12 protein-coding genes and 1 pseudogene are annotated in these 14,128 nt (G+C 47.0%); 8 read left to right on the top strand and 5 right to left on the bottom strand.

Features of this window, described 5'->3' with window-relative positions; genetic code table 11:
- Window positions 1-130 precede the first annotated feature (130 nt).
- The 5 genes and pseudogenes from ACO0KV_RS12275 (at window position 131) to ACO0KV_RS12295 (ending at window position 6,062) form a co-directional block, all read left to right on the top strand.
- Window positions 131-1,153 carry a DNA adenine methylase gene (locus ACO0KV_RS12275; protein ID WP_423042875.1) on the top strand — a complete coding sequence of 341 codons (1,023 nt, stop codon included), beginning with the start codon at window positions 131-133 and terminating at the stop codon, window positions 1,151-1,153.
- Between the two features lie 14 nt (window positions 1,154-1,167).
- On the top strand, window positions 1,168-2,916 hold the full coding sequence (locus ACO0KV_RS12280; RefSeq protein WP_423042819.1) for an McrB family protein: 1,749 nt from the start codon (window positions 1,168-1,170) through the stop codon (window positions 2,914-2,916).
- Window positions 2,917-2,929: 13 nt separating this feature from the next.
- On the top strand, window positions 2,930-4,807 hold the full coding sequence (locus tag ACO0KV_RS12285) for a DUF2357 domain-containing protein (protein ID WP_423042820.1): 1,878 nt from the start codon (window positions 2,930-2,932) through the stop codon (window positions 4,805-4,807).
- A 32-nt stretch (window positions 4,808-4,839) separates the two neighbouring features.
- Entirely contained in the window at window positions 4,840-5,361 is a 522-nt protein-coding gene (locus tag ACO0KV_RS12290; RefSeq protein ID WP_423042821.1) for a TnsA endonuclease N-terminal domain-containing protein, read from the top strand.
- Between the two features lie 79 nt (window positions 5,362-5,440).
- Window positions 5,441-6,062 (top strand): annotated as a pseudogene (locus tag ACO0KV_RS12295) (IS6 family transposase).
- Between the two features lie 65 nt (window positions 6,063-6,127).
- Here the strand turns inward: ACO0KV_RS12295 and ACO0KV_RS12300 are convergent.
- The 3 genes from ACO0KV_RS12300 to ACO0KV_RS12310 all read right to left on the bottom strand — a co-directional run bounded on the left by ACO0KV_RS12300 (window position 6,128) and on the right by ACO0KV_RS12310 (window position 8,421).
- Window positions 6,128-6,991, bottom strand: a complete 864-nt coding sequence (locus ACO0KV_RS12300) for a hypothetical protein (RefSeq protein ID WP_423042822.1) — start codon at window positions 6,989-6,991, stop codon at window positions 6,128-6,130.
- Between the two features lie 133 nt (window positions 6,992-7,124).
- Window positions 7,125-7,514, bottom strand: a complete 390-nt coding sequence (locus tag ACO0KV_RS12305) for a hypothetical protein (protein ID WP_423042823.1) — start codon at window positions 7,512-7,514, stop codon at window positions 7,125-7,127.
- Between the two features lie 526 nt (window positions 7,515-8,040).
- Window positions 8,041-8,421 carry a hypothetical protein gene (locus ACO0KV_RS12310; protein ID WP_423042824.1) on the bottom strand — a complete coding sequence of 127 codons (381 nt, stop codon included), beginning with the start codon at window positions 8,419-8,421 and terminating at the stop codon, window positions 8,041-8,043.
- Window positions 8,422-8,769: 348 nt separating this feature from the next.
- Between ACO0KV_RS12310 and ACO0KV_RS12315 the strand changes: the two genes are divergently transcribed.
- The 3 genes from ACO0KV_RS12315 to msrA all read left to right on the top strand — a co-directional run bounded on the left by ACO0KV_RS12315 (window position 8,770) and on the right by msrA (window position 10,696).
- Complete coding sequence (locus ACO0KV_RS12315) at window positions 8,770-9,531, top strand: hypothetical protein (protein ID WP_423042825.1); 762 nt, start codon at window positions 8,770-8,772, stop codon at window positions 9,529-9,531.
- A gap of 210 nt (window positions 9,532-9,741) precedes the next feature.
- On the top strand, window positions 9,742-10,188 hold the full coding sequence (gene msrB, locus ACO0KV_RS12320) for a peptide-methionine (R)-S-oxide reductase MsrB (protein ID WP_423042826.1): 447 nt from the start codon (window positions 9,742-9,744) through the stop codon (window positions 10,186-10,188).
- A gap of 1 nt (window position 10,189) precedes the next feature.
- Entirely contained in the window at window positions 10,190-10,696 is a 507-nt protein-coding gene (gene msrA, locus ACO0KV_RS12325) for a peptide-methionine (S)-S-oxide reductase MsrA (protein ID WP_423042827.1), read from the top strand.
- A 100-nt stretch (window positions 10,697-10,796) separates the two neighbouring features.
- Here the strand turns inward: msrA and ACO0KV_RS12330 are convergent, their stop codons facing one another.
- The gene (locus tag ACO0KV_RS12330; RefSeq protein ID WP_423042828.1) at window positions 10,797-13,175 is read right to left on the bottom strand and encodes a DNA polymerase II; all 2,379 of its coding nucleotides are present in this window, start codon (window positions 13,173-13,175) and stop codon (window positions 10,797-10,799) included.
- Window positions 13,172-14,071, bottom strand: coding sequence for a LysR family transcriptional regulator ArgP (locus ACO0KV_RS12335; RefSeq protein WP_423042829.1), 900 nt, complete (start codon window positions 14,069-14,071; stop codon window positions 13,172-13,174). Before ACO0KV_RS12335 ends, ACO0KV_RS12330 begins: the two co-directional genes overlap by 4 nt.
- Window positions 14,072-14,128 lie beyond the last annotated feature (57 nt).

Below are 14,128 nucleotides of genomic sequence, written 5' to 3' on the forward strand. Positions count from 1 at the left end.
TGGGTGAGATGTGTGTAGTTCATTATGCAATTTCGACTGGCCGGTCAAAAAGGCACAAATGCTATCGCATCTTGCCCTCATTAACCGGTACCGTTCATAAATTGCACTTCATCCTAGAATTCGCCAAATTATTTCGAATGATATTCAGCAATATTCGGCGGTAATCGCAAGTACCTACCTTAAGCGAGCAGAAAACATAGGTCGATTTGATATCGTGGACCTCGCCGGTAAGATCGCTACTGAAAAAATTGTGTCGCTTCCAAAAGGTATGCAATATCCAGCGAAATCGTCGCTTGAGGTATTCAATGAAATCGAAGTTCGAAATCGAGATCTAATATATAAAGAATTTGACACAACGCATCACCTGTTCAGCCGAATTTACGCTGGTACTTGGTGGAGTGCCGAGCAGTGCATTTGGATCGACGCAATACGCGAAGTTCTTGATTACTTGTTAAACACAGGGAAGATCGTTGACGCAGATTTCAACTTTGGCCTTACGTGCCTTATGCATGCTATGGCATACACAAGCCAAGGCACAGGACACTATGCACAATATCGAGACGCAAAAGATGCCGCGTCAATGCAGGATATTAATAAATATAGGCAAACGTCGGTCCCTGCGATATTCAAGAAAAAGTTCACTCCGCTGCTCGACTGGCAGTTATCAAATGTCGTTGACCTAGGGCATGAACTAATTTCGATGGACTACCTAGATTGCCTCGCATCATTACCTCGCTCCGTCATTTATGCTGACCCTCCGTACGCGTTCGTTCACTACAGTCGCTTCTATCATGCGATGGAAACGATTGTTAAGTATGACTACCCTGTGCTTCAAGCCAAAGGCGAGAATTTAGTTAAAGGACGTTATCGAAATGATCGACATCAGTCGCCGTTCTGTATAAAAACGCAGGTTCATGGTGCCTTCTCTAGTATGTTTGATGGCGTAAAGAATTCTGAAAGTGACTTACTTTTAAGCTACTCGAATACTGGAATGATCGACATAGACGATCTGATTAATCTTGCGGCATTGACGTTTGGTAATGGCTATAAGGTTTGGTTCGAGAATATTGATCACAACCACAAAACGATGGGACGACGTGGCGATCATTCGAGACAGGTTCAAGAGTCCCTCATAATAGCCAAGAAACTATAAATAAGGATATAACGATGTCTGGTTTGAATGAGCTGAAAGTATCTTTAACAAAAAACGGTTTCCAAAAAATTGCCGATGTAATTATCCGTCATCCACGGCACGAAATCTTGAAAAACCTCAATGGCGTATATCCAGATATTAATCTTGATAGAGGCCAAATAATTAATATGCTTTCTGGAAATCCCGACACAGAGGAATTTCCAGATGTTTGGGATGACATTCGCACGTTCGGTGATGATCAAGTTCGAGCACTCACGTTTGTAGCTATTCTCTACAGCCATAATCTCTTAATAACTACGTTTGCCAAATCCAAGACTGGTGAGATGAGGGGGACGCTCCATCGAAATGCTCTTGGCAATGAAAAAGCATACACAAATATTGCCTATACGATGCAATCGTTTGGAATCTGCGCATACAGGCCTGGAGCACAGTACATTGACTATTCAATGGCGACCATATTTTCAAATATGCGCATTGGTCCACTAGCAAAAAAAATTATCAACAAAAAATTGGAGCAAACCGGTTGGCGTGAACCACCTCCAAACGACGAATTCCGTCGTTCATTTTACGAACAGTGTTTTTACTATCGTTTTCATGATGCTTTGGCGTTAACACCGGGGCAGTTTGAGTCATGGCTTGAGGGACGTGTAGTGGAGGTCTCGGTTCCGCCACCAATGACGCTTCCTGATGCGTATGCCACCGTAAGTGCGAAGCTCGTAGCAGCACTTTCTTCAAAACCTTTTGTAATTCTGTGCGGCGCGTCTGGCACAGGTAAAACTACAGGTATACGGCAATTGGTATCCGCACTTTCCCCGGCCAATGTGGATCGGCGCGCTAATCACGCATTTATACCTGTTGAGGCTGGATGGACGGATGGACGCCATCTCTTAGGTTATAAAAATCCGTTTGGAACAGATGGTGAATACTATGCATGGACCCCAGTTATAGAAGTTTTACTAAAAGCAAATTACGATGATTACAGTTCCATTCCTTTCTTCATAATTCTTGATGAAATGAACCTGTCTTATGTTGAAATGTATTTTTCTCGATTCCTTTCAATTATGGAGACTGCGTCATCGGACACTCCAGAGCCAGTAATTGATCGTGAAACTCTTCAATTGATGTTGCGAAGCGGCATGCTCGATGCAGAACAAGCGAATATGGCAGAGGCTGCGGTTCGAAAGGGTGGCCTTTATCTTTCACGTAATGTGTTCATAGTAGGAACAGTAAATATCGATGAAACTACGCACAGTTTCTCGCCAAAAGTTCTTGATCGAGCTTTTGTTATTGAAGTGACTTGCGGAGCGCCTTCACTCCATAACGCTGACTACGTCATTCCTGACGAAGACAAACTCGTTATGCCAGCTCGGGATGTCGCTGCCATCCTTATTGGAAATGGTGTAGGAGTTGCACCCGAAGATGCCGATTTTAATATATTCCTCGATGCCGTCTTTGAACGTTTGGGCGCATTTCGGTTTGGCCCTCGCGTCACTAAGGAAATTAAGCGACACATAGCTGTAACCATGAAAATTGCCGCAGCGGCGGGCTCGCCTGTCGGCTTTGCTTCGCCGTCGGAAATGAGAGACAGGTTGTTGATGCAAAAAATTCTTCCGAAGTTCAGTGGAAACCGTACCCAGTTAGGCAAAGTTCTTGAGCAACTTTTATTGATGGATGGTATGCGTGAGCTGATTTTGACGACTCGCAAATTAGAGACGATGAAAAATGGCTTAGGCCCACTTGGCACCGTGAGTTTTTTTAGCTAGTTAGGATTTTAACGTGAAGCGTCTCGCAAAGATTTCTATTAGAGCAGCAGGCGTGGAACTTGTCGTGTCACCCAACGCACTACGTTTTCTGGATGATAGTGCGGAAATTGAACTTGAAAGCGGAGTGTTCGGCATTCCACCAGAAACCGATGAATTTGCCCAGGCCAAAATAATTTACGCCGATGAAGATGATGTCAGTCTCGAACTACTTCATTCAGTGCGACTGGTGGAAAATACGGACTACGACTTTTCGCTCATCCTAAACAAAAGATTGACTGAATTCAAGCAAGAACTGAAATTGTATCAAGGCGCATATCCATTTCGGAACAATAGGCTAACTGATTACGTTTCCGTCAACGCTCCCTCAGCATGGTCCAGCCTTCCAAACGGCACCATTCGAGTCACGGGGAGAATTAATTTCAAGAACTATGCTGGCGCAGCAGATTTTTCGCTCCATGACGAGGCGGGACGGTTCAAACTATTCGTGTCGGTTCTTACGGAAAAGCTTACGGACGACGCGAACCTTTTCGGTATATTGTCGGAATTGTCGGTGTTGTGCGCGCGAGTAATATTTCAGCTTGATGCTCCAACCGAAATTGGCCTTTCACCGGATGGCGCTGCCGATGACGCAGCAATCATGTTTGTTTTTCATCTTCGTAGACTTTTGAGGGATGGCCGCTTTAGTTACGCTGTGGACCAAATTATCAAAAGGCCCGCATACAGAAATAGGCAATCCAAACGTGTCGAAAATATGGCATTTGCGAACGAAATCGACTTGGTTGAGTTGGCTTCTAATCCGCTTTCGTTAGAGTGGTCGCGTGGCGGGCCGTTGGCAAATCGGTTTCTTGGTTATACGCCCGTTCGAGTACCTATTATCGAGCCGAAAATAAACTACGACATTCCAGAGAATCAATACGTCAAAGCATTTTTAATTGGCCTCGCCGGTAGGATTGATGAGATCTCAAATAAATTGGGTGAAGGATCGAGCGCACTGCAGAAGGACCTTGGCGCGGCACGAGACTATATTTTCAGCGCACTGTCTGTGAGTTTATGGAAGAGTGTTACTGATAGTAAAGTTATTCCTTATTCGATGATCATGCAGCAGAGGGCTGGCTATCGGGATTTTTCGGAAGCAACGTCCAAATTTGGTTTAGAGGCTACGCTGGCGCGAAGCTTGATGACTTCCGAAGAATTGGGTGGAGAGTTAAAACCAGTTTGGCATCTCTATCAGATATGGTGTTGCATCCAGCTGATAAAGAGTATCAATGTTGCTTGCCGCAGAACCGAGGATGAATCTATCGAACAGATTTTTTCTGTTAGTGATTGGCGCTCCGATATAAGATCTGGAAAAAAGCCATTAGTGTCTTGGACTTCGAATACCCCCTCCGGGGACACTCTTGTCGAGCTTTTTTATAACAAGGAGTTCAATAGATCGAGAGCCCAAGAAACAAATTGGGATGAATCGTATTCATTGATATATATTCCCGACATTAGTGTGGCAATAACATCGCCTCATGCAAAGAGTTGGCTTCATTTTGATGCAAAGTACAGAGTAGATCGGAAAATATTTGCTGACTCGATCAAAGTGGATAAAGCAAAAAACCGTGATATTGAAAAAATGCATGCCTATCGTGACGCCCTACTTGGTACAAGAGGGAGTTACGTCCTATATCCATCGACAGATGCCGAAATCAAAATCTTCGTTCGCCATGCCGATCCGAAGTATCTGGAAACGAATAACTTACCAAGCATCGGTGCTTTTCCTCTGCATCCTGGCAGCGGAGAATCAACTGCCAAGCAACGGCTCAACATATCAGAATTTATTGCTGACGCGATAGGCGCGCTAAGTGAGTTTCATTATCAAGAAGAAACGGGGCTAAAAGAAAGTTAAGAAATACTTGTCGTCTATTCAAGGAGATATGAATGGCAAAACGTAGGTATGGTTTCGACGAAGACAAAATTGTCCGCTTTTTAAAAGAAGGGCGAGGGCAAGGTAGCGGAGCGAGTTACCATCCTTGGTTGACGTTGCAGGAAGTATCGTCACTAGGGCGTTCTTCGCGAATTCATAGCCGCAAGACTGGGCGCGAACATCATTTGCTTTCGGACATTGAAACGGCAGTATTTTTGTTACTCGATTGGTCAGACTCCGTGACTGACATCCGCGAGCAATTCCCACTTGATCGAAACGAAACCAGACGCATCGCTGCTGAAATGGGCGTTCGACATCCAATCGATACGCACAGCCAAACGGACATCGTTATGACAACCGATTTCTTGATAGATATGCGCACACTTAGCGGGATCATTCTTATTCCCCGGTCGGTAAAGCCCGCCAGCGAACTGGACAATGATCGTACGCTGGAAAAGCAAGAAATTGAGCGTCGATATTGGCAAGCGAAAGGTAGTGAGGGTTGTGTCGCAATAAGCGTATCTGGTAAAGTTTGATATGGGCGATTTTCGTAAAAGCATCATCAAAAGTACCCTCCGCTAGGTTCTTAAACGACTGCATTATCCGTTGGAAGTCATGATGCTTTGTGTCCGCTGGTACGTGGCATACCCATTGAGTTTTCGTCATATCGAAGAAATGATGGGAGAACGCGGCGTTGTCGTTGATCACGCCACAGTACATCGCTGGGCCGTGAAGATATTGCCTGTGCTGGCTAAGATATTTCGTTCACGTAAGCGTTCCGTAGGTCGGAGTTGGTGCAAGGATGAGACGTATATCAAGGTGAAGGGGCAATGGAAATAGTTGTATCGCGCCGTTAACCGTGAGGGACAAACCATCGATTTTCTGCTCACGGCCAAACGCGATCTGGCTGCAGCACGACGCTTCTTTGAGCGGGCCATTGGGCTACACGATTGACAAAAGTGGTGCCAATATCGCGGCCGTCCTCAGTATCATCGCTAACACCGGCGCTGACATTCAGATGCGCCAGAGCAAATATCTGAATAACATTGTCGAGCAAGACCACCGAGCCATCAAGCGAATAACCCATCCCATGATGGGATTGAAGAATTTCCATTGTGCACAGGCTATCATTGCGGGTATTGAAACCATGCATATGATTCACAAAGGACAAATGATGCCTGCCTCAAAAGGGCAGACTTTGTCCAAAGCTGAACAATTTTACAGCCTGGCATTTTAATTTTCCAAGGTATTGTCACTTTCCGCGCTTGTTCTAACTTATTGCGACACAACCCAAAAAGCTGTTTATCTTCGATGACCTAATTTTTTAAAAACTTTCCCTGTTTTTTTATTGAAAAACCAAACTTCTTCTACAGATAAATACAAAATCGATGCCTTTGTTATGAACGTATTCGGACGATCAATTGTTGGCTCCTCATAGTCCGTACCCGCCAAAGAAAACGGTAATGTCAGGTGACCAATCACTAGAGTTTCCGTGTTATTGAACGCCTCTCTAGCTTCACTACCAGTCATCGTGATTGTGTCGGCCGGATCAAAGATGCCGAAAATATCTGTTGATGATTCGGTCCCTAAACGTCTATGGAACGCATCGACATTGAGTCCAATTAATACTTGGTTCACTTCGATTTCTTGGCCTCGGACTTTGGCATTGAATGCATTACTGGCCACGTAATTTCCAGTGACCTTATTTTTTGAACTCCATACGAAACCTTTGATCGCTGAGTCATCCAGCAGCATCCTGTTTTCCATATCAGCGGCGGTTACCTTTGTAGTATTTCTTGCTGAGGTCACGTAAAATATTTGTTTTTCCGCATCAAAACTATCCTCAGCCCCGTCAGTGCGATCAATTACAAAGGCAAGCCGAGAGTCCAATGAAAGCTTGCTGGTAATTTTTAATGTTTGTGCCGACTTAATTCTCTGTGAATAGTCATCATTTGATTCAAATTTTGATTTTTTGAATTCACTCTTTGCGGACAAAACTTTGTAGATTTCAGCTGCATTATGCCCCTTGAATCCAGCCGACAGACTATCAGCATCAAGTTCATTAAATTCATCGTCGAAGTACCGCATTGGAGCAGCGTGACTTAAAATTGGAATGGTAAATATTAACGAAAGTATAATTTTTTTTGTTTTGATTGAATGCAACATTTAATATTTCCGATACTTTTATAAACGGGGGTTTGACCGTATCATTGATCACATTTAGTGGCACCAAAAACCACTTCTTCTATTTCTACTGCTTCCATCAACTAGTCCAATTTTATTAATAGCAGCGATTAAATTAATTTTTTCTAAAAACAGTCTGGAAGAATTTAATTATAAATAACACCGTTGCGTATCCCGCAAATCCTACCGCTACAAAAAAAGCAATTACCCATATGCTGTGTTTGTTCGCTGGCAAATCTGAAGCATATAAAAGGAAAAATACAATACTAATACCATAAAAAATAGCCACTTTGTCTAGGGGAATTTGTGTTTCCGGTACGTTCCTCGATATCGTGTCGGCGGAGTTTTTTGCAACATCAACCACTTCTTCCATTACTTTTTCTACACCAGCAGAGACCGCTTGCTTTTTTTGATATCGTTTTTGCGCTTCTTGTAGTTCAAGTTTTTCTTTCTCAAGCTTTACTTTTGCCAATTCGATTTCCAATTGTCTTAATTCATCACTCATTTTTTGCCTTTCTAGTTGGTGATAGTTACTCATTTAAACCAGGTTGTTTACTTCCTTTTTTCAACAAAATGAGCCAAGGTGTTGTCGCCGACGTTAGATTGCCCTATCCACCGAAATTCCGTTGATCCATCCAACACCATCGAAAACTATTGCCCTTAACTGGATTCATCGAGTTGAAACGGGGCAGTCAAATATTGGCATCTGGGTCAATTTAACACCGGCGAGAACAATAGCCCGCATCGTGGCTACCGACTCTAGTATTTGAAGGGATGTTTTCAAAGTCAAGAACTTAGCTTTGACGAGTTTGAGAAACTTGATTTGTCTCAATATCGCAGTAGTATTTCTGAGGTGACGCTAGCCTAAAATAGAGGGCGATGTCTTCCACCTTATGTCAGGTGTAAAGCATACCGAAAGATATGTGGTGCAGGGGGCGGGGTGTTGAGTAGCCAGAAAAAATCGCCGATAGATCTCCATGCTGTTGCAGGGTCTATCAGCGATTTTCAGCGATAACGAAATGTCGTCTTACTTATTTACCTGTTGAAACGCCGACTTTGTTGGACTGAATGTCTGCTTTGCGTTGTGCATTAACGGCATTTTCCTGACGGTTTAACTGACGTTGTTGAGCCTTCGTAATGTGTCCGTTATCCGCGGCTGCATCAGCGCGTTCTTCTTTTCTGATCGCTGTATCTTCTTTGTTTAATTGCTTTCCTTGCGCCTTAGTCAGGGCGCCATTTTTTACTTCTTTCGCTGTCGTGGCTTTTTCATGTTTTTCACGTGCGACGACTTCTGCACGACGCGGGTGTTCTTTGGCGAACGTAGCGTCTTGGGCAAACGCTGACTGAATTGACAGAACTGCTAAGCCAGCGAGGATTGTTGCGGAAGCGATGTGGCGTGTTGTTTTGAACATGATGATCTCCTGATAAATTAAACATAGTGGTTAAATTAGGAGACATTCATTTGATGCATCCTATGTGCCTAATAACGCGCTGTTGGTTGAACGCGATGACGTCGATGTGTAACGATATTTAGGTGTTCAGATAACACAATGTATCATCGACTAAGATGATTTTCGTCGCGCTAGTTTATCGTTGCGCAGACAAAAATGGCGTGAATCTACCTGCAAGAGTGAGGAGTGCTTCTTGCATTAAACTGAGTTTATTTTCCCCTTTTGACACGGCGTATAGTGGTCGCCAGCATCCGCAGTCGTATTCCGCTAGAATCGTCTGCTTAATGTGGCCTATCGCGGGAGAATCTCTTGAAACGACAATTATTCGTCTTGATCGCTGGTGTGGCGGTTACACTGCCCTGTGTGTGTTTTGCTGCAAATGAAGAAATTCAGGTCTATTTGGATGATCTGAGTCAACCCGGTCAGTTTGGGGTGGATGTGCATAATAACTTTGTGATTTCTGGTGACTCAACATTACCTTACCCAGGTGGTTTGGCGCCTCTTCATCAGTATCGGCTCACGCCTGAGTTTTATTATGGTCTGACGAAGACTGTCGAATTAGGTGCCTACTTACTCACGACCAAAACCAGCGATGGCCAGACTCATTTCGAAGGTGAAAAAGTACGGATCAAGTACATCGCTCCGCATGATTCTGACAATGGCTTGTTCTGGGGGGCCAATCTTGAGGTGGGGAGAACCAATTTGTATGCCTCGCCCCAAGCATGGAATGCTGAACTGAAAGGAATTGCAGGATACCGTTCTGGTCGCTGGACCTTTGCAATTAACCCAAACGTTGACTGGAGTTTGTCTAAAGGCGGCGGCCCGGTGACCTTGGATGTGGATGGAAAAGTGGCCTACAAAGTCACTGAAAAGACGCAAATTGGACTGGAGACTTACAACGAGCTCGGTCCCTTGCGGCATCTGCAAGGGCTGAACCAAAATAGCAAAACCCTGTATCTGGCGCTGGATCATGATTTTGGTCAATATGATCTCAATGCGGGTATCGGCCGGGGCTTGACCAGCGATGCAGATAACTGGGTTCTCAAATTTATTATTGGTACGCATTTTTAGTCATCGCTGACGGCGGCGGTAGGCGACTGCAATGTCATTGACATGTAATGCCAGCATCCTACGCGTTATGAAAGACTCTGATAGCATGCAACTCTTACGGAAGACGTGTAAGTTTTTTTGTTTCCAGACGACTACGTAACGCATAGCCATGATCGGTGAAGTCCATGTTGGTGCTGTGCATTACTGGTAGTTTCTTCAATCGGAGTTTTTATGACACGCTACAGCAAATCGGCAGAGGCGATCAGCGCCCTGACCCCTGAACAGTTCAATGTGACGCAACGCAATGGTACTGAAAGACCAGGTACGGGTGAGTATCTCAACAATAAACAGCTGGGTATCTATGTTGATATCGTTTCTGGCGAACCTTTGTTTGCGTCGTCGGATAAATACGAGTCTGGTTGTGGCTGGCCAAGTTTTACCAAGCCTATCACGCATGGCTTTGTTAAAGAGTTGCATGACGACAGCCATGGTATGCGCCGGACAGAGGTACGCTCTACCAATGGCGATAGTCACCTCGGGCACGTATTTCCGGACGGTCCCCGAGATCGCGGTGGCCTGCGCTATTGCATTAATTCCGCTTCGCTGCGTTTTGTACCACTGGCAAACATGGTGGACGAGGGATACGGCGATTATATAGATCAGATCGAAGGAGCTTGAGATGACAACAGCGCGCGCAGTATTGGCTGGTGGATGCTTTTGGGGCATGCAGGACCTGATTCGTCAGCTACCAGGCGTCCAAAGCACCCGTGTTGGCTACACTGGTGGTGATGTAAAAAACGCCACCTATCGTAATCATGGTACCCATGCTGAGGGCATTGAAATTAGCTTTGATCCGACCGTGATCAGCTACCGGCGTTTGCTGGAATTCTTTTTCCAGATTCACGATCCGACGACGCCCCTGCGTCAGGGCAATGATCGCGGCATGTCATACCGTTCAGCGATCTATTTTACGGATGAAGCACAACGTCTCGAGGCTGTGAATACGATCGCCGATGTGAATGCGTCCGGTTTGTGGCCCGGAAAAGTCGTCACCGAAGTAGAGCCAGTGGGTGAATTTTGGGATGCTGAACCTGAGCATCAAGACTATCTGGAAAAACATCCCCATGGCTATACGTGTCATTTTCTGAGAACGAACTGGGTCTTGCCAAAAAGAGCAGCAAGCTAAACAGGAAACTAAACATGAAGGTGACCGGGCATGGCATGACACCATGATCCCGGTGTTTTATTTTAGTGATGGACTGATTGAGTGCGTCCTCAACTAACACTCAGAACAATTGTCGCTGACGGCTGATCAGTGTATCAAAATCATCGTTCAATAGCGGCAGAATGGCGTCAGCAATTGGTTTGAGCTGATGAGAAATGTAGTGCTCGTAATCAATCGCTGCTTGTCTGATCTCGAGCGGTTCAGAGCCGTTGCGGGTGATGACGTAACTAATCCAGCCACCGTGTTGATATTGCAGCGGACGCCCGCGTTGCAGATTGAAGTCATCGGCAATCCGCGCCGCGCGGACATGCGGCGGCACGTTACGCTGGTAGTCAGCTAGTGTGCGACGCAGGCGCTTGCGGTAGACCAGTGCCTGATCGAATTCGCCGCTCAAGGTACGCTTTACATAGTCACGGACAAACTCTTTATACGGTTGTCGCCGGAAAATTTGTCCATACAGCGTTTGCTGAAATTCCTGCGCCAGCGGCGTCCAATCAGAACGCACCGTTTCTAAACCTTTGTAGACAATATCATCGCTGCCATCGGTGCGAATGGATAAACCTGCGTACCGTTTTTTACTGCCTTCTTCTGTGCCGCGGATGGTAGGCATGAAGAAGCGGCTATAGTGTCTTTCAAATTGAATTTCTAAGGCACTGTCGAGTTGATACTGCGATTGCAGGTGTTCCTTCCACCAACTGTTAATGTGCGTGACTAAGGTCTTGCCAATGTGGGTTGCATCGTCTTCACTGCGTGCTTCCTTGAGCCAGACAAAGGTGGAGTCGGTATCGCCGTAAATCACCACGTAGCCTTGCTGCTCAATCAGTTTGCGTGTCTGGTGCATGATCTGATGTCCGCGCATGGTGATCGAGGAGGCGAGTCGCGGATCAAAGAAGCGACAACCTGTCGAGCCTAGGACGCCATAAAACGAATTCATGATGATCTTGAGTGCCTGTGATAAAGGCGCGTTGTGTTCACGTTTGGCGACATCGCGAGCGTCCCAGATCTGACTGACGATCGCAGGCAGGCAATGCTTGCTTCTGGAAAAGTGGGCGCCGATAAAACCAGGCACCGCGGCATCGTCATCAGGATTGCTGACACCTTCAATCAATCCCACCGGATCAATCAGAAAACTGCGGATGATCGACGGATAAAGACTCTTGTAATCGAGTACCAGCACTGAATCGTACAAGCCCGGCTGCGAGTTCATCACAAACCCCCCCGGGCTAGGCTCGCCATGGATATCGCCGAGGTTAGGCGCTACGTAACCTTGCCGGTGCATTAACGGCAGGTAGCGGTGCGTAAATGCCGCGACAGAACCGCCACTGCGATCCGCGGCTAAGCCAGTCACCGTCGCACGTTCCAGTAAAAACGACATCAGTTCTGTTTTGGCGAAGATCCGCGTGACCAGCTCACAGTCTTTGAGGTTGTACTTCGCTAATGCGGGTTTGTCTTCGTCAAAGCGGCGTTGGATTTCATCCATGCGTTGATACGGATTGTCGCTGGCTTTCCCTTCGCCCAATAAGGTTTGCGACACAAATTCCAGACTGAACGATGCAAAATTCCAGGTTGCTGATTTTAAGGCCTCAATCCCATCGATGATCAGGCGACCAGCAACGCCGGCAAAAAAATGTTCCTGACGTTGATGTTTGCGCCATTCCATGACGCTGCCATCCCGTCCAAGCGTGAGAGGGATGCGGTATTGCTCGGCATGCTGCTGCAAGATCCGTAAATCGAATTGCACCAGATTCCAGCCGATGATGGCATCCGGATCATGGGTCGTAATCCAGGTGATGAGTTTTTGCAGTAAGGCGGGGCGGCTGTCGCAGTATTCCATTGCAAAATCGAGCTTACTGGCATCACCGTTCGCAGGAGCCAACATATATACCTGACGCTGTCCGCAGCCCTCTAGCGCAATGGAATACAGCTCGCCATTGATGCTCGTTTCAATGTCCAACGATACTAATCGTAACTGCGGCCGGTAGTCAGTCGCAGGTTTGAGGTCGTTGCTGGAGAGTAAGGTTTGATCATCAGAGGCAGGACGACACAAGACCGGTGCCGTGATAAAACGCTCCATCAGATAACGATCGGGCGGCAGGATGTCGGCTTCATAGACATCGACACCTGCCTGTCGCAAGCGGCGCTCCAGCTGACTCAGATGACGATAGTGTGTGCAATACAATCCCAGTACGGGACGTTGCTGAAAGTCTTTTAAGGTCAGCTCACGCAACTCTGCTTGGTGCTGCTTGCTTTGGGGTTGGTGACGCAGGACAACTTCTGCCTGCTCACGTTGTTCAGTAGGAATAAACGCCACACAAGGCTGCTGTTGTAAACGCAGCTGGCGCGGTCCTTGGTCCGTCGCTAGCCAGAACGTAATTTCTGTACCTTCCGGCGTATCGCGCCAGTGGCGGGTGAGAATAAAACCTGCTTGTAACTCAGTCATGCTGATGGCAGTAAGTGGGTGTTAGCGACAGCAATCACACTGCGGGTCAGACCATCGAGTAGGGAAGAGGCAGAGCGCGCCTGTTGCCAGAATAAGGGCACATCCAGCGGCGTCTGTGGCACCAGTTCGACCAGCGTGCCATGATCGAGATGCGCTTGGATCAGTATCTGTGGGTGCAGTCCCCAGCCCATTCCAGCTGCTGCCGCCGCGACAAATGCATGCGCTGACGGCAATGCATGTCGCGGTAATTCAATGTGCCGATGACACAGTCGCCGTACCCAGCGGGCTTGTAATTCATCCTTGCTGTTAAACACCAGACTCGGTGCCTGCGCGAGGCTGGCACTACCGACGCCATGCGAAAAAAAACGTTCAACAAATGCTGGGCTGGCTGCTGCCAGGTAGCGCATGGATCCCAGCGCACGGCTATTGCAGCCCGAAGGTGCCTGTGCCGTGCTGGTGACCGCAGCGAGCACGGTGCCGGACCGTAGCCAGTCTGCCGTATGGTCCTGATCATCGACGGCAATTTCCATCAACACCGGTGCGGCCGCAGCAAAGCTGGTCATGGCCGGTGTGAACCACGTTGCCAGACTATCTGCGTTGACAGCGATAGGTAGCGGCACGCGGGTTGGCGTATCTTGTCCTAAGGAGGGCACGGTCGATTGCAATTCGTGCTCGAGTAGACGCACCTGATCGACATGCTGGCACAATCGACGGCCTGTCTCGGTCGCAACACAGGGCTGGCCACGGACAATCAATGCTCCACCCACGCTTTCTTCTAACAAGCGGATACGTTGTGAAACGGCCGACGGTGTGACATGCAACGTACGTGCGGCGCGCTCGAAACTACCTTCACGGACGACGGCAGCTAAGACAGAGAGGGATGCGTAGTCCAGCATGAGATTAGTTTTACTTCACTGACGTAAGAAATTGTAGTTTGACTTCATTTGTCGTTA

Origin of the sequence: Undibacterium sp. RuRC25W (genome assembly GCF_049339825.1) — a bacterium.
GTDB lineage: Bacteria > Pseudomonadota > Gammaproteobacteria > Burkholderiales > Burkholderiaceae_D > Undibacterium.